Here is a 15,732-nt window from a genome sequence, read left to right on the forward strand (position 1 = left end):
TCCAAGGTTCCTTACAGAACTCGATCACCAGTTACCCCGCCAGCAGCGTGAGCCCGATTCCGCCATCGTGCGTCATGTAAACGGTTCCCCGCCACCCCAGCCGCCATTCGTCGCTAAATCCGCGCCGCTCACGGCCGCGTTTGTGACCACGCACACGTAGCACTTCGCTAAGCGATAGTGTTGATGCCGGACAGCACTCTGCGGACCTTGAGGAACGCGCTCGACGCCGACGACGGCCCGGGCGGGGACCTCACGTCAGGATCCGCGCAGCAAAGATCGATGAATGATGAGGTTCACCATGTCCCAGGACACCACCGGATCCACGGCCACCGCTGCAGCTTCAACGGCTCAGAACGGTCCGGCCCCACACGTCGAGGCGCTTGAAAACCTCCTCCACGAGAACCGCAAGTTCGCGCCGTCTGCGGAGTTCGCCGCAAACGCCGTGACCAGCGCGGGCGCCTATGAAGAGGCAGAAGGTGACCGTCCCGCGTTCTGGGCCAAGCAGGCCCGTGAGCTGTTGACGTGGGACAAGGACTTCACCGAGGCCTTGGATTGGTCCAACCCGCCGTTCGCCAAGTGGTTCGTCGGTGGCGAGGTTAACGCCGCGTACAACGCGCTGGACCGTCATGTGGAAAACGGCCTGGGCGACCGCGTAGCTATCTACTTTGAGGGCGAGCCCGGCGATACCCGCACCTACACTTACGCGCAGCTGACCGAAGAGGTGAAGAAGGCCGCCAACGCCTTCGAGTCCCTCGGTGTTGCCAAGGGTGACCGCGTGGCCGTCTACCTGCCCATGATCCCTGAGGCCGTTATCACCTTGCTCGCCTGCGCCAGGATCGGCGCTGTGCACTCGGTGGTCTTCGGCGGGTTCTCCGCCGACGCCCTGCGTTCCCGGATCGAGGACGCCGAAGCCAAACTGGTGGTCACCGCTGACGGCACCTACCGCCGCGGCAAGCCCAGCGCCCTGAAGCCGGCCGTGGACGAAGCCCTTTCCAAAGAAGGCCACACGGTCCAGAACGTTGTGGTGGTCAAGCGCAACGGCGAGGACGTCAACTGGGTGGAAGGCCGCGACCTCTGGTGGTCCGACACCGTTGATAAGGCCTCAACCGAGCACACCGCCGTCGGGCACGACTCCGAACACCCGCTGTTCATCCTCTACACCTCCGGCACCACCGGGAAGCCCAAGGGCATCCTGCACACCACCGGCGGCTACCTCACCCAAGGCGCGTACACGCACAAGGCTGTGTTCGATCTCCACCCGGAAACGGATGTGTACTGGTGCACCGCCGACGTCGGCTGGGTCACCGGCCACTCCTACGTCACCTACGCGCCGCTGATCAACGGTGCCACCCAGGTCATGTACGAAGGCACGCCCGACTCCCCGCACCAGGGCCGCTGGTGGGAAATCGTGGAGAAGTACAAAGTCTCCATCCTGTACACCGCGCCCACTGCGATCCGGACGTTCATGAAGTGGGGCCGGGAGATCCCGGACAAGTACGATCTCTCCTCCATCCGTGTCCTGGGGTCCGTGGGCGAATCCATCAACCCAGAGGCGTGGATGTGGTACCGGGACGTCATCGGCGCCAATGCCGGCAAGAACGGCGAGAAGAAGGACAACCCGGCCCCGATCGTGGACACCTGGTGGCAGACCGAAACCGGTGCGCAGATGATCGCGCCGCTGCCGGGAGTCACGGCCACCAAGCCCGGCTCGGCGCAGGTTCCGCTGCCCGGCATTGCCGTGGACGTGGTGGACGAAAACGGCCAGTCGGTGGCCAACGGTGAAGGCGGCTACCTGGTGGTCCGTGAACCGTGGCCCTCCATGCTCCGGGGTATCTGGGGCGACCCGGAACGCTTCAAGGACACCTACTGGTCCCGCTTCGAGGCCATGTACTTCGCCGGCGACGGAGCCAAAAAGGACGAAGACGGCGACGTCTGGCTCCTGGGCCGCGTGGACGACGTCATGAACGTCTCCGGCCACCGCCTCTCCACCACCGAGATCGAGTCCGCGCTGGTCAGCCACCCGTCCGTCGCTGAAGCGGCCGTGGTGGGTGCCGCTGACGACACCACCGGCCAGGCGATCGTCGCATTCGTCATTCTTCGCGGTGACGCCGTGAACAACGGCGACGAAACCATCCTGGAACTGCGCAACCACGTGGGCAAGGAAATCGGTCCGATCGCCAAACCCAAGCAGCTGTTGATCGTTCCGGAACTGCCCAAGACGCGCTCCGGCAAGATCGTCCGCCGCCTCCTCAAGGACATCGCAGAAGGCCGTGATACCGGCGACGCCACAACACTGGCTGACCCCGGCATCATGCAGCAGATCGCGGAATCCCTCCGTAAGTAAGTAATTCACGACGGCGCCGCTCACCTCCCGGGGTGAGCGGCGCCGTCGTGCGTTAAGGGCCCTGCTTGACACAGCGGTGACGCCGCCGCGCTTGGCCCGCCGCGCTTGGCCCGCCGCGCTTGGCCCGCCGCGCTTGGCCCGCCGCGCTTGGCCCGCCGCGCTTGGCCTGCCACGCTCTGGAAGCCTCCAGCCCTAGACTGGAGCCAGACTCAGCTCCATGTTTGACGAGGTTCCCCAGAAAGGCCCTGATGCTTCAGGCAGCACGCCACTCCGCCATCATCGACGCCGTCCAGCGCGAACGCGTGGTGCGGGTCTCGGACCTCGCGCAACTGCTGGGCGTCTCCCCCATGACCGTGCGCCGCGACATCGAAGCACTCGAGGAAGCCGGCCGTGTGGAGCGCATTCACGGCGGAGCCAAGATTCCCGGCGATGCGAGCACTCACGAGCCCGGTTTCGAACTCAAGTCAACACAGCTGCCCGCGGAGAAGCACGCCATCGCGGTGGAAGCCGCAAGCCTGGTTCAGGAAGGCATGGCGATCGGGCTCGGTGCCGGCACCACCACCTGGGCTTTGGCGAAGGAACTCGTCAACGGGCCACGCATCACCGTGGTCACCAACTCGGTGCGCATTGCAGATCTCTTCCACCACGGTTCCTCGTCCGGCCCGGCACGCTTCGGGTCCACCGTGATCCTGATCGGTGGCGAGCGGACACCGTCTGATGCTTTGGTGGGCCCCATAGCCACGTCATCCCTGAAGCAGCTGCACTTGGACGTCCTGTTCCTGGGGGTCCACGGCATGGATGCCCACGCCGGGTTTACCACGCCGAACCTGCTGGAAGCCGAAACCAACCGTGCTTTCATGACATCCGCCCGGAGCACAATTATTCTGGCCGACCACAGCAAGTGGGGCGTGGTGGGTATCGCCTCGATCGCCCGGTTGGAAGAAGCTGACGAGCTGATCACGGACTCGCTCCTTGGTGAAGACGCCCGGCGCGTGCTGGCCGAGAACGTGGCGAAGCTGCGGATCGCCGAAGCCTAACCCAAGTAGGTGACAGATAACGTCGTTATGAGCTCTCATAACGACGTTATCTGTTACTCAGTTGGGTCTCATACCCCGGGTGGAGGCCAGCCCGCAGACTTCAGCCGCGGGACTGATGCCGCGGAGTACCGCCCGCAGCGATGCTGGATATATGAACGCCATCCTCCACGCCCAGCAGCTCACCAAGCACTACCCCGGCAGCATCGCCCTGGACCACGTCGACTTCACAGCCAACGCCGGCCAGTCCATTGCGATCATCGGCCCCTCAGGTTCCGGTAAGACCACCCTTTTGCACTGCCTCGCCGGAATTTTGAGGCCCGACGCCGGTGCGATCACCTTGAATACTCCGTCTTCGCCTTTGCGGCTGGACACCTTGGGAGATGCTGCGCTGTCCCGGCTGCGGCGCGAGGAGTTCGGTTTCGTCTTCCAGCAGGGCATGCTGCTTCCGGAGCTCACGGCTTTGGAAAACGTGGCGCTGGCCCTCATGCTCAATGGCACGGACCGCAATACTTCCGAGACCAGGGCGGCCGAATGGTTGGCGGCACTCGGCCTGGCAGGAATGGAACAACGCCGCTTGGGCGAACTCTCAGGCGGACAGGTTCAGCGCGTTGCCATCGCCCGCGCCCAAGTCACCGGGGCCCGGGTTGTCTTCGCTGACGAGCCCACTGGCGCCTTGGATTCGGCCACCTCCAACGAGGTCCTGGACGTACTCCTCCACTCAGTGGCCGCGAATGGCCGGACACTTCTAGTTGTCACTCACGATCCCAACGTTGCTGCCCGCTGCGAGCGTGTTGTGGAACTGCGCGACGGCCGGATTGTGGCAGACAGCGGACGTTCCGTTGCGGCTCCCAACCTCCCAGCACAAGCCGGTGAGTCAGCCCCGGACACGCCAGCTGCCCCGGGCACGCAGGCCGCCGCCAACTTCAAGGGTGCGTTCAATGTCTAGTCTCTCCATGGCCCTGCGCCTCACCCCCTACCTGGCACGAAGCAACGGGAGCAGCTTCCGGGAGGCCGGCCTCCGCGACGCCGGGCTCCCCATCCTCGCCTTCGGAACGGTCACAGCCCTGCTGCTCACCGTGGCGGGAGGTTCACAGGTTTTCTGGTCCTGGTCCGACGACATCGCAGGCACCTACCAGGCCTTGGCCGTGGTGGCCATGGTGCTGCTGATCATCCCTTTGTTGACGCTCGGTGCCTCGGCCGCACGACTCGCCGCACGCCGTCGTGATGACCGTTTGGCATCCTTGCGGTTGCTGGGCGCCAACAGCGCAACGGTGGTCTGGATGACCGTCATCGAGTCCACCGTCCTCGCGGCAGTGGGTGCTGTGGCGGGTGCGGGGCTTTACGCCTGCGTGGCACCGTTCCTGGGGTTGATCCAGTTCCGGGGACAAGCAATCGGAAGCCATGCGTGGTTGTCGGTGCCTTCCATTCTCGGCTGTGTCCTGGCCGTCTGCGTCCTTGCCGCAGCCAGTGCTGCGCTGGGGCTTCGGAAAGTTGTGGTGACGCCGTTGGGCGTCCGGACCCGGCAAACGGCCGACGGCGCGCACTGGGTTCGCGGACTCATCGCGGCTGTGGTGGTGGTTGTTGGAGTGGTGGCGATGGGAATGCTCAGCAGCTTCGGCGCGTTCATTGTGATCATCGCGGTGATGGGCGGTTGCTTCGGGCTGGCTTTGCTGGCGTTGAACCTCATGGGACCTTGGATCCTGCGGCTGCGGGCGTCCTCGCAACTCAAGCACGCCAAACGTCCCGAGCAACTGTTGGCTGCACGGACCGTGCTGGAAAGCCCCAAGGAATCGTGGCGGCAAGTTGGGGGCGTCGCGATGACCAGTTTTGTTGGCGTGTTCGTAGGCGTCGGCATGGCGGTGGCCGACACCATGGGCACCAGCGGCGATGCCGAAGCCACACTGCTGGTCCGGGACATCAACACGGGAGTGATGATCACCCTGCTGGGCTCGTTCCTCATGGTTGCCTGTTCAGCGGGGGTGAACCAGGCTGCTGCCGTGTTGGACCGGGCCTCCACCCTGGTGGCTTTGGACCGTGTTGGTATGCCTCAGAAACTCATGGTGGCAGCGAGGGTCAAAGCCGTGATGTCGCCGCTGTTCCTGGTCGCGGGCATTTCAGCTGCCGCGGCTGCCGTCCTGGTGCTGCCGCTGACCGGTACTGTCTTGCTGACCCAACCCGTGGTGTTCCTGACCATCGGCGGAGTGTTCGCCGCCGGCTTCCTGCTGGTCCGGCTGGCTGTGGCCGCGGGAACGGCGCAGATCAGCCAGGTGCTGGCCCGCCCCGAGCGCTACGCGAGCATGGACTCGTAACCGGGCAGCCGCCGTCGTAATCCCCGAGGGTTACTTGCAGCCGCAGGACTGCCGGATGATCAGTTCGGTGGAGAGGATCTGGTGTTTCAGCTCATCGCCGCGGCCCTTGCCCACCAGTGCCTGCACCGCGGCTTGGGCCATCGCCCTAACGGGCTGTGCAACGGTGGTCAGCGCAGGCCAGCTGTATTCCGAGTCCAAGGAGCCGTCGAAGGATACCAACGCCAGGTCCTCGGGCACCCTGACTCCTGCCTCATGAAGCGCCCTGAGGATACCGATTGCCTGCATGTCATTGCTGGCGAAGATTGCCGTTGGACGGTTGGCCATGGAGAGGAAGCGCTTACCTACCTCGTACCCGCCCGGGCGGCTGAAGGGACCGTGAAGCATGGGCCCGTCCGGCAGTCCGGCGTCACGCAAAGTGGCCAGCCAGCCCACCTCGCGCCCGTCCAGCTGGTTCCCGGTATTGGTGCCGATCGCCAAGCCGATGTTCGTATGCCCATGGCCGATCAGATGTTCCACAGCGGCACGCGCCCCGGCTTCCAAGTCCACGCCCACACTGTTGATTCCCGGTGGTGAGCCTGCGTTATTCAACAAAACGGAGGGGATTTCCGAGGCTTCCAGTTCCGTGACGTCGGGATCGAACACACAGCTGGCCAAGAAGACGCCGTCCACCTGCCGGGCGGCCAGGGTGCGGATGTTCTTGCGTTCGCGTGTCAGGCTTCCGTCCGAGTTGGTAAGCACCATGCCGAAGCCGAGTTCCGCGGCCGCATCTTCCACAGCATGGGCCAGCTGGGTGAAAAACGGGTTGGTGTTGTCCGGAACCACCACGCCAATGGTCTCGCTGGACCCCAATTTCAGGGCACGGGCGGCAGCGTTGGGCCGGTATCCGAGGACGCGGATGGCCTCGCGGACCTTGGCTTCGGTGGCCGGGGCCACGTTCTTGGGCCCACCGTTCACCACATAACTCACGACGGCGGTACTCACCCCGGCGTACCGGGCCACGTCTTTGCGTGTAACCGGGCCGCGCGAGGTTTGTACCGCCGAAGTTGTCATGAGGTAAATGCTAGCTACTCCACGGGGGCATCACCGAAGTCGCGGATGGGAAGGCGCTCCCCGCCACGGAGCGCGGACTCATGGGCGATGATTCCCGGCAACGTGAACCGGGCCGCAACCCAAGCGTTGACAGGAGGAAGGCTGCGGTTGTTCACGGCCGTGACGAAGTCGTCCACCAGGAATTGGTGGCTTCCTTCATGCCCGTTGGGCGCTCCGAGGAATTCCTGCGGAAGCCTGGACTGGTCATGCACCGGAGCCAGCCCGGAGATGAAGGCATCCCTCAACTCAGGCGCCACGTCTGCCAGGGATGGGTCATCCAGGGACATGGTGGGCTTGGTTGCCACTTGCTCGGACACGTCCTCCACTGTGGATTTGTCCTGCCACACGGTGGTGGTGGCAAGTTGCTCAAAGCTGGCATCGGTGCCAAAGAACCGGAACCGGGACTCTCGAATGTGGGAGGGATACCCTACGCGGCGCATCTCGTTGGTGCGCATCGCACCGCCGTCGTTCATTTCAAACAACGCCGTGGCGTTGGAGAAGTCGTTGGCGAACATGCTGACGTCCTTGTCGAAGACGCCGTCGCCACGCTGGTCCTTCACGCCGATGCAGCTGACGCTGACCGCATGGCCGGGGACCGCGCCCAAGACGCCACCGATGGCGTGCGTGGGGTAGAGCATGGGCGGGTAGCTGGCGGTTTCCTTCCATCGCTCTCCGCCGCTGTACTGATAAGCCTCGTAGAACCCGAGGTCCATGTCATGGACGTAATCGCCCTCCGTGTAGAAGATGCGGCCGAACTTGCCTGCCGCATGTTGTTTCCGCGCGAAGACCGTGGCGGGGTTGTAGTAGCTGGTCTCACCCATGGCGTAGACCAGCTTCGTATCACGCACGGCCTCAATGATCCGATCAATTTCCTCTTCAGAGATGGCCATGGGCACCGCTGAGTAGACGTGCTTCCCGGCCCGCAGTGCGCGCTCAACCAGCGGCCCATGCGTCCAGCGCTGCGTGAAGATGGCCACGGCATCGACGTCGGACTCCAACAGCTCCTCAAAGCTGCCCATCACACCGTCCAGTCCCCAGCGCTCCTGCGCTGCAGCGGCCCGCTCAGGGAGTTCATCTACGGCATAGACCGCGCTGACACCCGGGTGGAGCTTGAACAAGTGGGCGAACTGGCTGCCGAACTGTCCGGCACCCACTACTCCGATCGAAAACGTCATTGTTTACCTTCCCTGGGCTGCCGAAGCAGTCTCCGTTGAGTCCAAATGTGATGTGTTGTCGATTCTGGCACTGGGATCTACTCGAGTCAACAGAAGGAACATATTTGAACATTTTTCACCAAAAGTTTGCGCCCGCTCTTGCCATAGCCAAATCTACTCGTGTAGATTCGCATCCAGTTGTTACGCACATCACAGCCACGAAAGGGTCGACGATGACCACGATCACCAAGCAACCAGATCCGGAGCTCTCCTCCGTCAGGGCGCCGCGGAAGTCACGGAAGCGGGGAAAACCAGCCGACGGGTTCCGCGGAATAGGGGACCTCAAGGTTGCACTCTTCTTCATCGCTCCAGCGATGCTCGGACTGATCCTCTTCTACCTCGTCCCCACCATCCGGGGCATCTACCTCAGCTTCACCGAGTACAGCATCCTGGGCGACCCGGAATGGATTGGCACGCGGAACTACGAACGCATAGCCAAGGATCCGCTGTTTTGGAACGCGTTGGGCGTCACCTCGGAATACGTGGTGATCAACATTGTTCTCCAGACCACGTTGGCCCTGGGCCTTGCCATCCTGATGCACCGGGTCGCAAAGTCCACCCTCGTCCGTGGTGCGCTCCTGATGCCCTACCTGATGGCAAACGTCATCGCCGCCCTGCTGTGGTTCTGGATGCTTGACTACCAGATCGGCATCATCAACCAGATCATCGAATGGACCGGTCTTCCCCGGGTGGCGTTCTTCGGTAGCGAGCAATGGGCTATCCCCACCCAGGCACTCATCAACACGTGGCGGCACATGGGCTACACAGCGCTCCTGATCTTCGCCGGGCTCCAAGCCATACCGAACAGCGTCTATGAGGCCGCCAGCATCGACGGTTCCAAGGCCATGAGCACTTTTTGGCGGATCACCCTGCCGCTGCTCCGGCCCGTTCTGGTGCTGGTCCTCGTAGTGACCGTGATCGGTTCCTTCCAGGTCTTTGACACCGTTGCCGTCACCACGGCCGGCGGTCCTGTCAACGCCACCCGCGTCCTGCAGTTCTACATCTATCAACGCGCCTTCAATGAACAGGACTTCGGCTACGGATCCGCCCTGGCTGTCATCCTCTTCCTCATTCTCGCCATCGTCGCTTTCATCCAGATGAAATTCCTCCGCGGCAACCAGTCGGACCTGGACTAAGGACCCGCCATGACTACTCTTGCCTCACCCAAGAACGGCAGCCGCCGTCGCCCGCTCAGCCGCCCCTTCAACTGGCGCCGCGCCACCGCCCTGACCCTCCTCGCCCTAGCCGTTGCTGTGAGCATCCTGCCCTTCTACTGGGTACTGCGCACGGCCCTGTCCACCAACGGCTCGCTCGCCGCGAACTCCGCCAACCTGCTGCCGGCCGACTTCAACCTGGGCGCGTTCAAGCGGGTTTTCGGCCTCCAGAGTGCCTCCGAAGCCATCGCAGAAGGCGGCTCCGGCGCTTCGATCAATTTCTGGCAATACCTTTGGAACTCGCTGCTCTTCTCCGGCATCACTACAGCCTGCGCCGTGTTCTTCAGCTCAATGGCCGCCTACGCCTTCTCCCGGCTCCGGTGGAAAGGACGTGACGCAGTCTTCTCGCTGTTCCTTGCCACCATGCTCGTCCCGCCGATCTTCACGGCACTGCCCAATTTCCTCCTCATCAAGAACCTGGGCCTGCTCAATTCCATGCTCGGACTCGTGCTGCCTTACTTGTTCATGACCCCGTTCGCCATCTTCTTCATGCGCCAGTTCTTCCTGAACATGTCCAGGGAAGTTGAAGAAGCTGCAATGCTCGACGGCGCCAAGCACTGGCGGATCTTCTTCCAGATCATCATGCCCAACGCCGCTGCCCCAATTGCCACCCTGGCGCTGCTGACCTTCATGGGTCAGTGGAACGAATACTTCTGGCCACTACTAGTAGGCACTTCTGAGGAATCCCGGGTGCTCACCGTGGGACTGGGAGTCTTCAAATCCCAGTCTCCGCAAGGCGCACCGGACTGGTCCGGGCTCATGGCCGCAACGCTCGTGTCCGCCACACCCGTGCTGATCCTCTTTGCCATCTTCGGTAAACGGATCGTCAACTCCATCGGCTTCAACGGCACCAAATAGCTGTAATCCACCTCCCTCCCGAAGAACCGGCAGGCGCCGGTTCGCACCCCCTCCCGTCCTGAAAGGACCAACCATGATGAACAAGAAGCCGCTCGGCGCCGTCGCCGTCGCAGCAGCCGCCGTCCTCGCACTGTCCGCCTGCGCCGGCGGAAGCTCCGGAGGAGACGCTGCCAAGGGCGAGATCAGCTATTGGCTCTGGGACGCCAATCAGCTCCCCGCCTACCAGCAGTGCGCCACCGACTTCACCAAGGCCAATCCGGACATCACCGTCAAAATCACCCAAACCGGCTGGGACGACTACTGGTCCAAGATCACCAACGGCATGGCCTCCGGCACCGCACCTGACGTCTTTACGGACCACCTGTCCAAGTACCCGGAGTTCCTCAAGACCAAGCAGCTGGTGGCCCTTGAGGACGGCATCGCCGATCTTTCCCAGTACAACGAAGGCCTCGCAGACCTCTGGGTTGGCCAGGATGGCAAGCGCTACGGCCTGCCCAAAGACTGGGACACCGTGGCTCTGTTCTTCAACCAGAAGATGGCCACCGACGCCGGCATCACCCCTGAACAGATGGGCTCCCTGACTTGGAACCCGGAGGACGGCGGAACGTACGAGAAAGCAATCGCCCGACTCACTGTGGACAAGAACGGCAAGCGCGGCGACGAAGCAGGCTTCGACAAGAACAATGTTGCCGTTTACGGATTGGGCCTGCCCGGCTCCGATGCCGAGAACGCCGGACAGACGCAGTGGAGCTACCTGTCCGCCACCACTGGCTGGACCACCACTGACAAGAACCCCTGGGGCACCCACTTCAACTACGACGACAAGAGGCTCCAGGACACCATCGACTGGTGGGCCTCACTCTCCGAGAAGGGCTACATGCCCAAGCTTGAAACCACCGTTGGTGCCAACGCCGCCGACAGCTTCGGCGCAGGCAAAGCCGCCATCAACAGCAACGGTTCCTGGATGATCGGCCAGTACACCGGCTACAAGGGCATAGACCTAGGTATCGCCCCCACACCTCAGGGCCCGGAAGGCAAGCGTGCCTCCATGTTCAATGGCCTGGCTGATTCCGTTTGGGCAGGCACCAAGAAGAAGGACGCCGCCATCAAGTGGGTCGAGTACCTGGGATCCGCCGCCTGCCAGGACGTCGTTGCCTCCAAGGCCGTGGTGTTCCCCGCAATCACCACCTCCTCCGAGAAGGCCGCAGAAGCCTTCAAGGCCAAGAACGTGGACGTTAGTGCTTTCACCCAGCATGTGAAGGACAAGACCACCTTCATGCTTCCCATCACGGACAACGCCTCCAAAGTTTCGGGAATCATGAAGCCGGCAGTGGACGCGGTGATCGCCGGCAAGGCCCCGGCAAGTTCGCTGACAGCTGCGAACGAACAGGTCAACGCACTCTTCGCGAAGTAACAACCCACCCGTTGCGGGGCCCGCTTTGCGCGCCATTTCCTTCGCGAAGCGCGCAGAGCGGGCCCCGCAACTCATCCCTAGACTCGAACTACGCCCCTTATGCGAAAGTGACTTCAAACATGCACCCGCTCTATCTCCGTTCCGCAGGTACCAGCCTGGTGATCAGCACCCACCGTGGAGAGGCTGAGATAACCCACTGGGGAGCCGATCTTGGAGATACCTTGCCGGACCTGGCCATTCTCAGCGAGCCCATTCCGCCGTCCTCCATCGACGCCAACGTTCCCGCGGGACTCCTCCCGCAGGCTTCTTCGTCGTGGCAGGGACGGCCGGGGCTCCGCGGCCATCGCATCACGGACGGCGTTCCCGGCTTCGATTTCTCAGTACGCCTGCGCGTGGTGAGTGCGACGACGGACGGCACCTCCGCCGTCGTGCTTCAGTCGGATCCCGACGCCGGCATCACGGTAACCAGCAACCTCACCCTGCATCCTGGCGGGCTTCTGGAATTGAGGCACACAGCAACGAACCACGGTACGTCGCCCTTCCAGGTGGATGAATTGGCAACGATGCTCCCGGTGGCTCCTGACGCCGTCGAACTTTTGGACCTGACCGGCCGCTGGTGCCGTGAGCGGCACCCACAGCGCAGGGCCATTCAGCAAGGAACCTGGGTCCGCACGGGCCGCCATGGCCGAACCGGGCATGATTCCTCGCTGCTGCTTGCCGCAGGGACTGCGGGCTTTGGGAACCGGCACGGCAAGGTGTGGGCGACGCATCTGGCCTGGAGCGGCAACCATGAGCAGTTTGCGGACAGAGTTGCCGACGGCCGCACCATTGTGGGCGGCTCCGAACTGCTCGGCCCGGCCGAAGTAATCCTGCAGCCCGGCGAAAGCTACACAACACCTGCCTTGTTTGCGGCTTACTCAGACCGTGGGTTGGACGGGATTTCCGAGGCCTTCTACGCGTGGTTCCGTTCGCGGCCGCATCACGTAGGTGCGGTTTCCGGAAAGACCCGCCCAGTAGTCCTCAACACCTGGGAAGCGGTGTACTTCGACCACAATCTGGAGACGCTGATCGAACTGGCCGAGTCCGCTGCGGACCTTGGCGTAGAGCGTTTCGTGCTCGACGACGGCTGGTTCCGTGGGCGCCGCGACGACCACGCCGGGTTGGGCGATTGGTACGTGGACGAGACTGTATGGCCTGGCGGGCTGACTCCCTTGATTGATGCCGTGACCAGCCGTGGCATGGAGTTCGGGATATGGGTTGAGCCGGAAATGGTCAACCTGGATTCCGACATCGCCAGGGCTCACCCCGAGTGGATCGTGGGGCCCTCTGTTGCGTCCTCCAAGGACGGTGGTCGGCTGCCACTCGAGTGGCGGCAGCAACACGTGATCGACCTCGTGAATCCAGACGCGTGGCAATACATTTACCACCGCATGGACACTCTTCTGCGCGAGAACAACATCAGCTACCTCAAGTGGGACCAAAACCGCGACCTTCTGGAGCACGGGCATGCGGGCCGGGCTTCGGTGCATGAGCAAACCCTGGCCGCGTACCGGCTCTTCGATGCCCTCCGTGCGGCCCACCCCGGGGTTGAGATCGAAAGCTGCTCTTCAGGCGGCGCCCGCGTGGACCTTGGGATCCTGGAACGGACCGACCGCATCTGGGCCTCGGACTGTAACGACGCGTTGGAGCGGCAAACCATCCAGCGATGGACCGGCATGGTTGTTCCGCCGGAGCTGGTGGGCGGGCACATCGGGCCCACAACGTCGCACACCACCGGCCGGACACACGACCTCTCGTTCCGTGCCATCACCGCCCTGTTTGGCCACTTCGGCCTGGAGTGGGACGTCCGCTCCGTCACCGGAGAGGAGCGCGCAGAACTCAAGCGCTTCATCGGCCTCTACAAAGAACACCGTGGCCTCATCCACACGGGCCGAATGGTGCGGGCCGATGTGCCGGACGAGTCGCTGATGGTGCACGGCGTGGTTGCTGGCGCTGAAGGGCTCGACGGCGGCACACCAGTTGGTGCCACCGCCGCCCTTTTCGCTGTGGTGAAGACCAGAACAGGCTTTGGCGAACAACCCGGACGGGTAGCCATCCCGGGGTTGGATCCTTCGCGTTCATACCGTGTGGAGGCCATCTTCCCTGCAGCCGGGGACGCGGATTACGGGCACACGTTCATCGAGGCAAAGCCGGCGCCTTGGCTTGCGTCCGGGGCTGAAGCTACAGGGCTGTTCCTGGGAGAGGTAGGCCTGCCCATGCCGGTCCTGAACCCGGAGCACGCCATCCTGCTGCGGTTCACGGCCCTCTAAACCTCTCTCACATCCCTCGGGCTTCAACCCAACGCTCTTCCACATCCCTCGGGCTTCCCGGGAACCCTCGCTCACTTACCGAGGCCTTCCCGGGAACCCTCTGGCACGTTAGACCGCGTCGGCCAGGTAATCGATGGCCAGCTTGTAGCCGAGCACTCCCGCGCCGACGATGATCGCCGTGCACACTCCAGACAGGTAAGAGTGGTGACGGAATTCTTCACGCTGGTGAACGTTGGTGATGTGGACCTCGACGGCGGGCAGCTGCACAGCCGCCAGGGCGTCGCGAAGTGCCACGGAGGTGTGCGTATAGGCGCCGGCGTTAATCACGATCCCGACTGCGGTGCCACGGGCGGCGTGGATGGCGTCGAGAAGATCGCCTTCGTGATTGGACTGCACGCAGTCCACGGTGAATCCGTGGGCGGCGGCCGCTGCCATGGCGAGCTGCTCGACATCGGCCAGCGTGGAAGTTCCGTACTTCTCGGGCTCGCGGGTGCCCAGCAGATTCAGGTTGGGTCCGTTGATCACAAGGATGGTGCCGCGACCTGTTTCGGTGGCGGGGGTGGCTTCAGTCATGGCTCCCAATCTATAGCGGCAGGAGGGTGTCCGGGAATCGCGCCCAAGAGGTGAGAGAGCATCGGCTCAAAACACTCACTATGTGAGAGCGGGTTCGCCTGAACATGCCGGAAGGTGAGGAAGGGTCCGCTACTTTCGGGTGCACTGCCCAGCGGAAACGGGGCTGCTGAGGCCGGGAGCCTGTGCAGCCACGGGTTCCAGGTCCTCCATGGTGAGCGCGAAGCCCAATGCTGCATCAGTGGTGGTCTTGGCGAAGATCAGCCCGGCCACCTGTCCCTGCATGGTCAGCAGCGGGCCACCGGAGTTGCCCGGCTGAACATCGCCCGCCAGCCTGTAAACCTGCGCGGGCGAAGGATTGTTGCCGTAAATATCCGGAACCAGAATGGTGGAAATACCTTGGACAGTTGCCGGCTTGGATTGGAAGGGACCGCCGTGCGGGTACCCCGCAAAAGCGGCCGGACTGCCTCCGGCGAGGTCGGCGCTCAACGGCAGCGGGCTGGACTGCAGGCCATCCACGGCCAGGACGGCGATGTCCCGCTGGGAGTCGAAGTAGACCACACGGCCCGGCAGCGCGCCGCCGTCGGGAACTTCCACCACCGGCTGCGACACGCCCGCCACAACGTGGGCATTGGTGACGACTCGCCCGGGCGAGACAACAAATCCGGAACCGGTCTGGTTCTGCCCGCATTCGAACGCGGTGCCGGCGATCTTCAGGACGGAATCTGCTGCCTGGTTCAGGGCAGGGGTGTCTGTTGATTCATTGGGAACGGGCACCGGAGTGACGGGTCCGATTCCCTCGATGAGCTTGGGTATGCCGTCGCCAATCACCGTGGACCGCAGCTGGGCCATGGTGCTCTTGACGGGAGTGGGAGTCAGGTTGTCGATGTAGCGAATGACGCGGGACTCGGCCAACTGCTGCGAAACGAACGGCACACCCAGCGAACTGATGCTGAACGCCAGCATGGACATCACCAGCGCGGCGACCACCACGCTCACCACACCGCCAATCAACCGGTCCACGGCATGCAACGGCTTGATCCGCACAACGTGGCGGACTTTTCGCCCGATCATGGTGCCCAGCCCGTGCCCTAAAGCAATAAGCACGACGGCGGCACCCACCGTGGCGGTCAGCCTCCAACCGCTATCGGTCACCCAGCCGCTGACGAGGGGAACTGCCATGAATGCCGCAATGGCACCAATGACGAATCCTGCGATTCCACCAAGTGTGACCATGAAGCCATTGCGGAGGCCATAGATCAGGTAGGACAGGAGCATCAGAATCAATGCCAAATCCAATATCGTCAAGCCAAACACCAATGCTCCTCATAGCCGGGTAGCGCCAATTCTAGATGTCCACCCTGACAACAAACC

General features: G+C 63.2%; 12 protein-coding genes. 8 read left to right on the forward strand and 4 right to left on the reverse strand.

Going from position 1 to position 15,732, the window contains the following annotated elements; genetic code table 11:
- Positions 1-298: 298 nt before the first annotated feature.
- From acs to CQ020_RS19320, 4 genes are all read left to right on the forward strand, one after another.
- The gene (gene acs, locus CQ020_RS19305; RefSeq protein ID WP_105693329.1) at positions 299-2,344 is read left to right on the forward strand and encodes an acetate--CoA ligase; all 2,046 of its coding nucleotides are present in this window, start codon (positions 299-301) and stop codon (positions 2,342-2,344) included.
- 248 nt (positions 2,345-2,592) lie between these two features.
- On the forward strand, positions 2,593-3,381 hold the full coding sequence (locus CQ020_RS19310; RefSeq protein WP_105568077.1) for a DeoR/GlpR family DNA-binding transcription regulator: 789 nt from the start codon (positions 2,593-2,595) through the stop codon (positions 3,379-3,381).
- Positions 3,382-3,532: 151 nt separating this feature from the next.
- On the forward strand, positions 3,533-4,327 hold the full coding sequence (locus CQ020_RS19315; RefSeq protein WP_105568078.1) for an ABC transporter ATP-binding protein: 795 nt from the start codon (positions 3,533-3,535) through the stop codon (positions 4,325-4,327).
- Positions 4,320-5,690, forward strand: a complete 1,371-nt coding sequence (locus CQ020_RS19320) for an FtsX-like permease family protein (RefSeq protein ID WP_258142096.1) — start codon at positions 4,320-4,322, stop codon at positions 5,688-5,690. Before CQ020_RS19315 ends, CQ020_RS19320 begins: the two co-directional genes overlap by 8 nt.
- 30 nt (positions 5,691-5,720) lie before the next feature.
- Here CQ020_RS19320 and CQ020_RS19325 read toward each other — a convergent pair whose 3' ends face one another.
- Both CQ020_RS19325 and CQ020_RS19330 read right to left on the reverse strand, forming a co-directional pair.
- A complete protein-coding gene (locus CQ020_RS19325) occupies positions 5,721-6,740 on the reverse strand; it encodes a LacI family DNA-binding transcriptional regulator (RefSeq protein WP_105693305.1) in 1,020 nt (339 codons plus the stop codon).
- A gap of 14 nt (positions 6,741-6,754) precedes the next feature.
- A complete protein-coding gene (locus CQ020_RS19330; RefSeq protein WP_105693306.1) occupies positions 6,755-7,954 on the reverse strand; it encodes a Gfo/Idh/MocA family protein in 1,200 nt (399 codons plus the stop codon).
- 212 nt (positions 7,955-8,166) lie between these two features.
- On the opposite strand from CQ020_RS19330, the gene CQ020_RS19335 reads away from it, so the two are divergent.
- The 4 genes from CQ020_RS19335 (at position 8,167) to CQ020_RS19350 (ending at position 13,788) form a co-directional block, all read left to right on the forward strand.
- Positions 8,167-9,129: a carbohydrate ABC transporter permease gene (locus CQ020_RS19335; RefSeq protein WP_024817988.1), complete on the forward strand. Its 963-nt coding sequence runs from the start codon at positions 8,167-8,169 to the stop codon at positions 9,127-9,129.
- 9 nt (positions 9,130-9,138) lie between these two features.
- Complete coding sequence (locus CQ020_RS19340; protein WP_105693307.1) at positions 9,139-10,065, forward strand: carbohydrate ABC transporter permease; 927 nt, start codon at positions 9,139-9,141, stop codon at positions 10,063-10,065.
- 73 nt (positions 10,066-10,138) lie between these two features.
- Positions 10,139-11,479 carry a sugar ABC transporter substrate-binding protein gene (locus CQ020_RS19345; RefSeq protein WP_105693308.1) on the forward strand — a complete coding sequence of 447 codons (1,341 nt, stop codon included), beginning with the start codon at positions 10,139-10,141 and terminating at the stop codon, positions 11,477-11,479.
- Positions 11,480-11,598: 119 nt separating this feature from the next.
- Positions 11,599-13,788, forward strand: a complete 2,190-nt coding sequence (locus tag CQ020_RS19350) for an alpha-galactosidase (protein ID WP_105693309.1) — start codon at positions 11,599-11,601, stop codon at positions 13,786-13,788.
- A 108-nt stretch (positions 13,789-13,896) separates the two neighbouring features.
- Here CQ020_RS19350 and aroQ read toward each other — a convergent pair whose 3' ends face one another.
- On the reverse strand, positions 13,897-14,361 hold the full coding sequence (gene aroQ / locus CQ020_RS19355; RefSeq protein WP_105693310.1) for a type II 3-dehydroquinate dehydratase: 465 nt from the start codon (positions 14,359-14,361) through the stop codon (positions 13,897-13,899).
- Positions 14,362-14,490: 129 nt separating this feature from the next.
- Entirely contained in the window at positions 14,491-15,675 is a 1,185-nt protein-coding gene (locus CQ020_RS19360; protein ID WP_105693311.1) for a MarP family serine protease, read from the reverse strand.
- Between the last annotated feature and the right edge of the window lie 57 nt (positions 15,676-15,732).

The sequence above is a fragment of the Arthrobacter sp. MYb23 genome, assembly GCF_002979775.1.
In the GTDB taxonomy this organism is placed as follows: Bacteria; Actinomycetota; Actinomycetes; order Actinomycetales; family Micrococcaceae; genus Arthrobacter.

Excerpts from the sequence above, each read along its gene's own strand:
- CQ020_RS19325 (WP_105693305.1), bottom strand. The coding sequence starts at position 6,740 with ATGACAACTTCGGCGGTACAAACCTCGCGCGGCCCGGTTACACGCAAA.
- CQ020_RS19335 (WP_024817988.1), top strand. The coding sequence starts at position 8,167 with ATGACCACGATCACCAAGCAACCAGATCCGGAGCTCTCCTCCGTCAGG.
- aroQ (WP_105693310.1), bottom strand. The coding sequence starts at position 14,361 with ATGACTGAAGCCACCCCCGCCACCGAAACAGGTCGCGGCACCATCCTT.
- CQ020_RS19350 (WP_105693309.1), top strand. The coding sequence starts at position 11,599 with ATGCACCCGCTCTATCTCCGTTCCGCAGGTACCAGCCTGGTGATCAGC.
- acs (WP_105693329.1), top strand. The coding sequence starts at position 299 with ATGTCCCAGGACACCACCGGATCCACGGCCACCGCTGCAGCTTCAACG.
- CQ020_RS19310 (WP_105568077.1), top strand. The coding sequence starts at position 2,593 with ATGCTTCAGGCAGCACGCCACTCCGCCATCATCGACGCCGTCCAGCGC.
- CQ020_RS19345 (WP_105693308.1), top strand. The coding sequence starts at position 10,139 with ATGATGAACAAGAAGCCGCTCGGCGCCGTCGCCGTCGCAGCAGCCGCC.
- CQ020_RS19320 (WP_258142096.1), top strand. The coding sequence starts at position 4,320 with ATGTCTAGTCTCTCCATGGCCCTGCGCCTCACCCCCTACCTGGCACGA.
- CQ020_RS19315 (WP_105568078.1), top strand. The coding sequence starts at position 3,533 with ATGAACGCCATCCTCCACGCCCAGCAGCTCACCAAGCACTACCCCGGC.
- CQ020_RS19330 (WP_105693306.1), bottom strand. The coding sequence starts at position 7,954 with ATGACGTTTTCGATCGGAGTAGTGGGTGCCGGACAGTTCGGCAGCCAG.
- CQ020_RS19340 (WP_105693307.1), top strand. The coding sequence starts at position 9,139 with ATGACTACTCTTGCCTCACCCAAGAACGGCAGCCGCCGTCGCCCGCTC.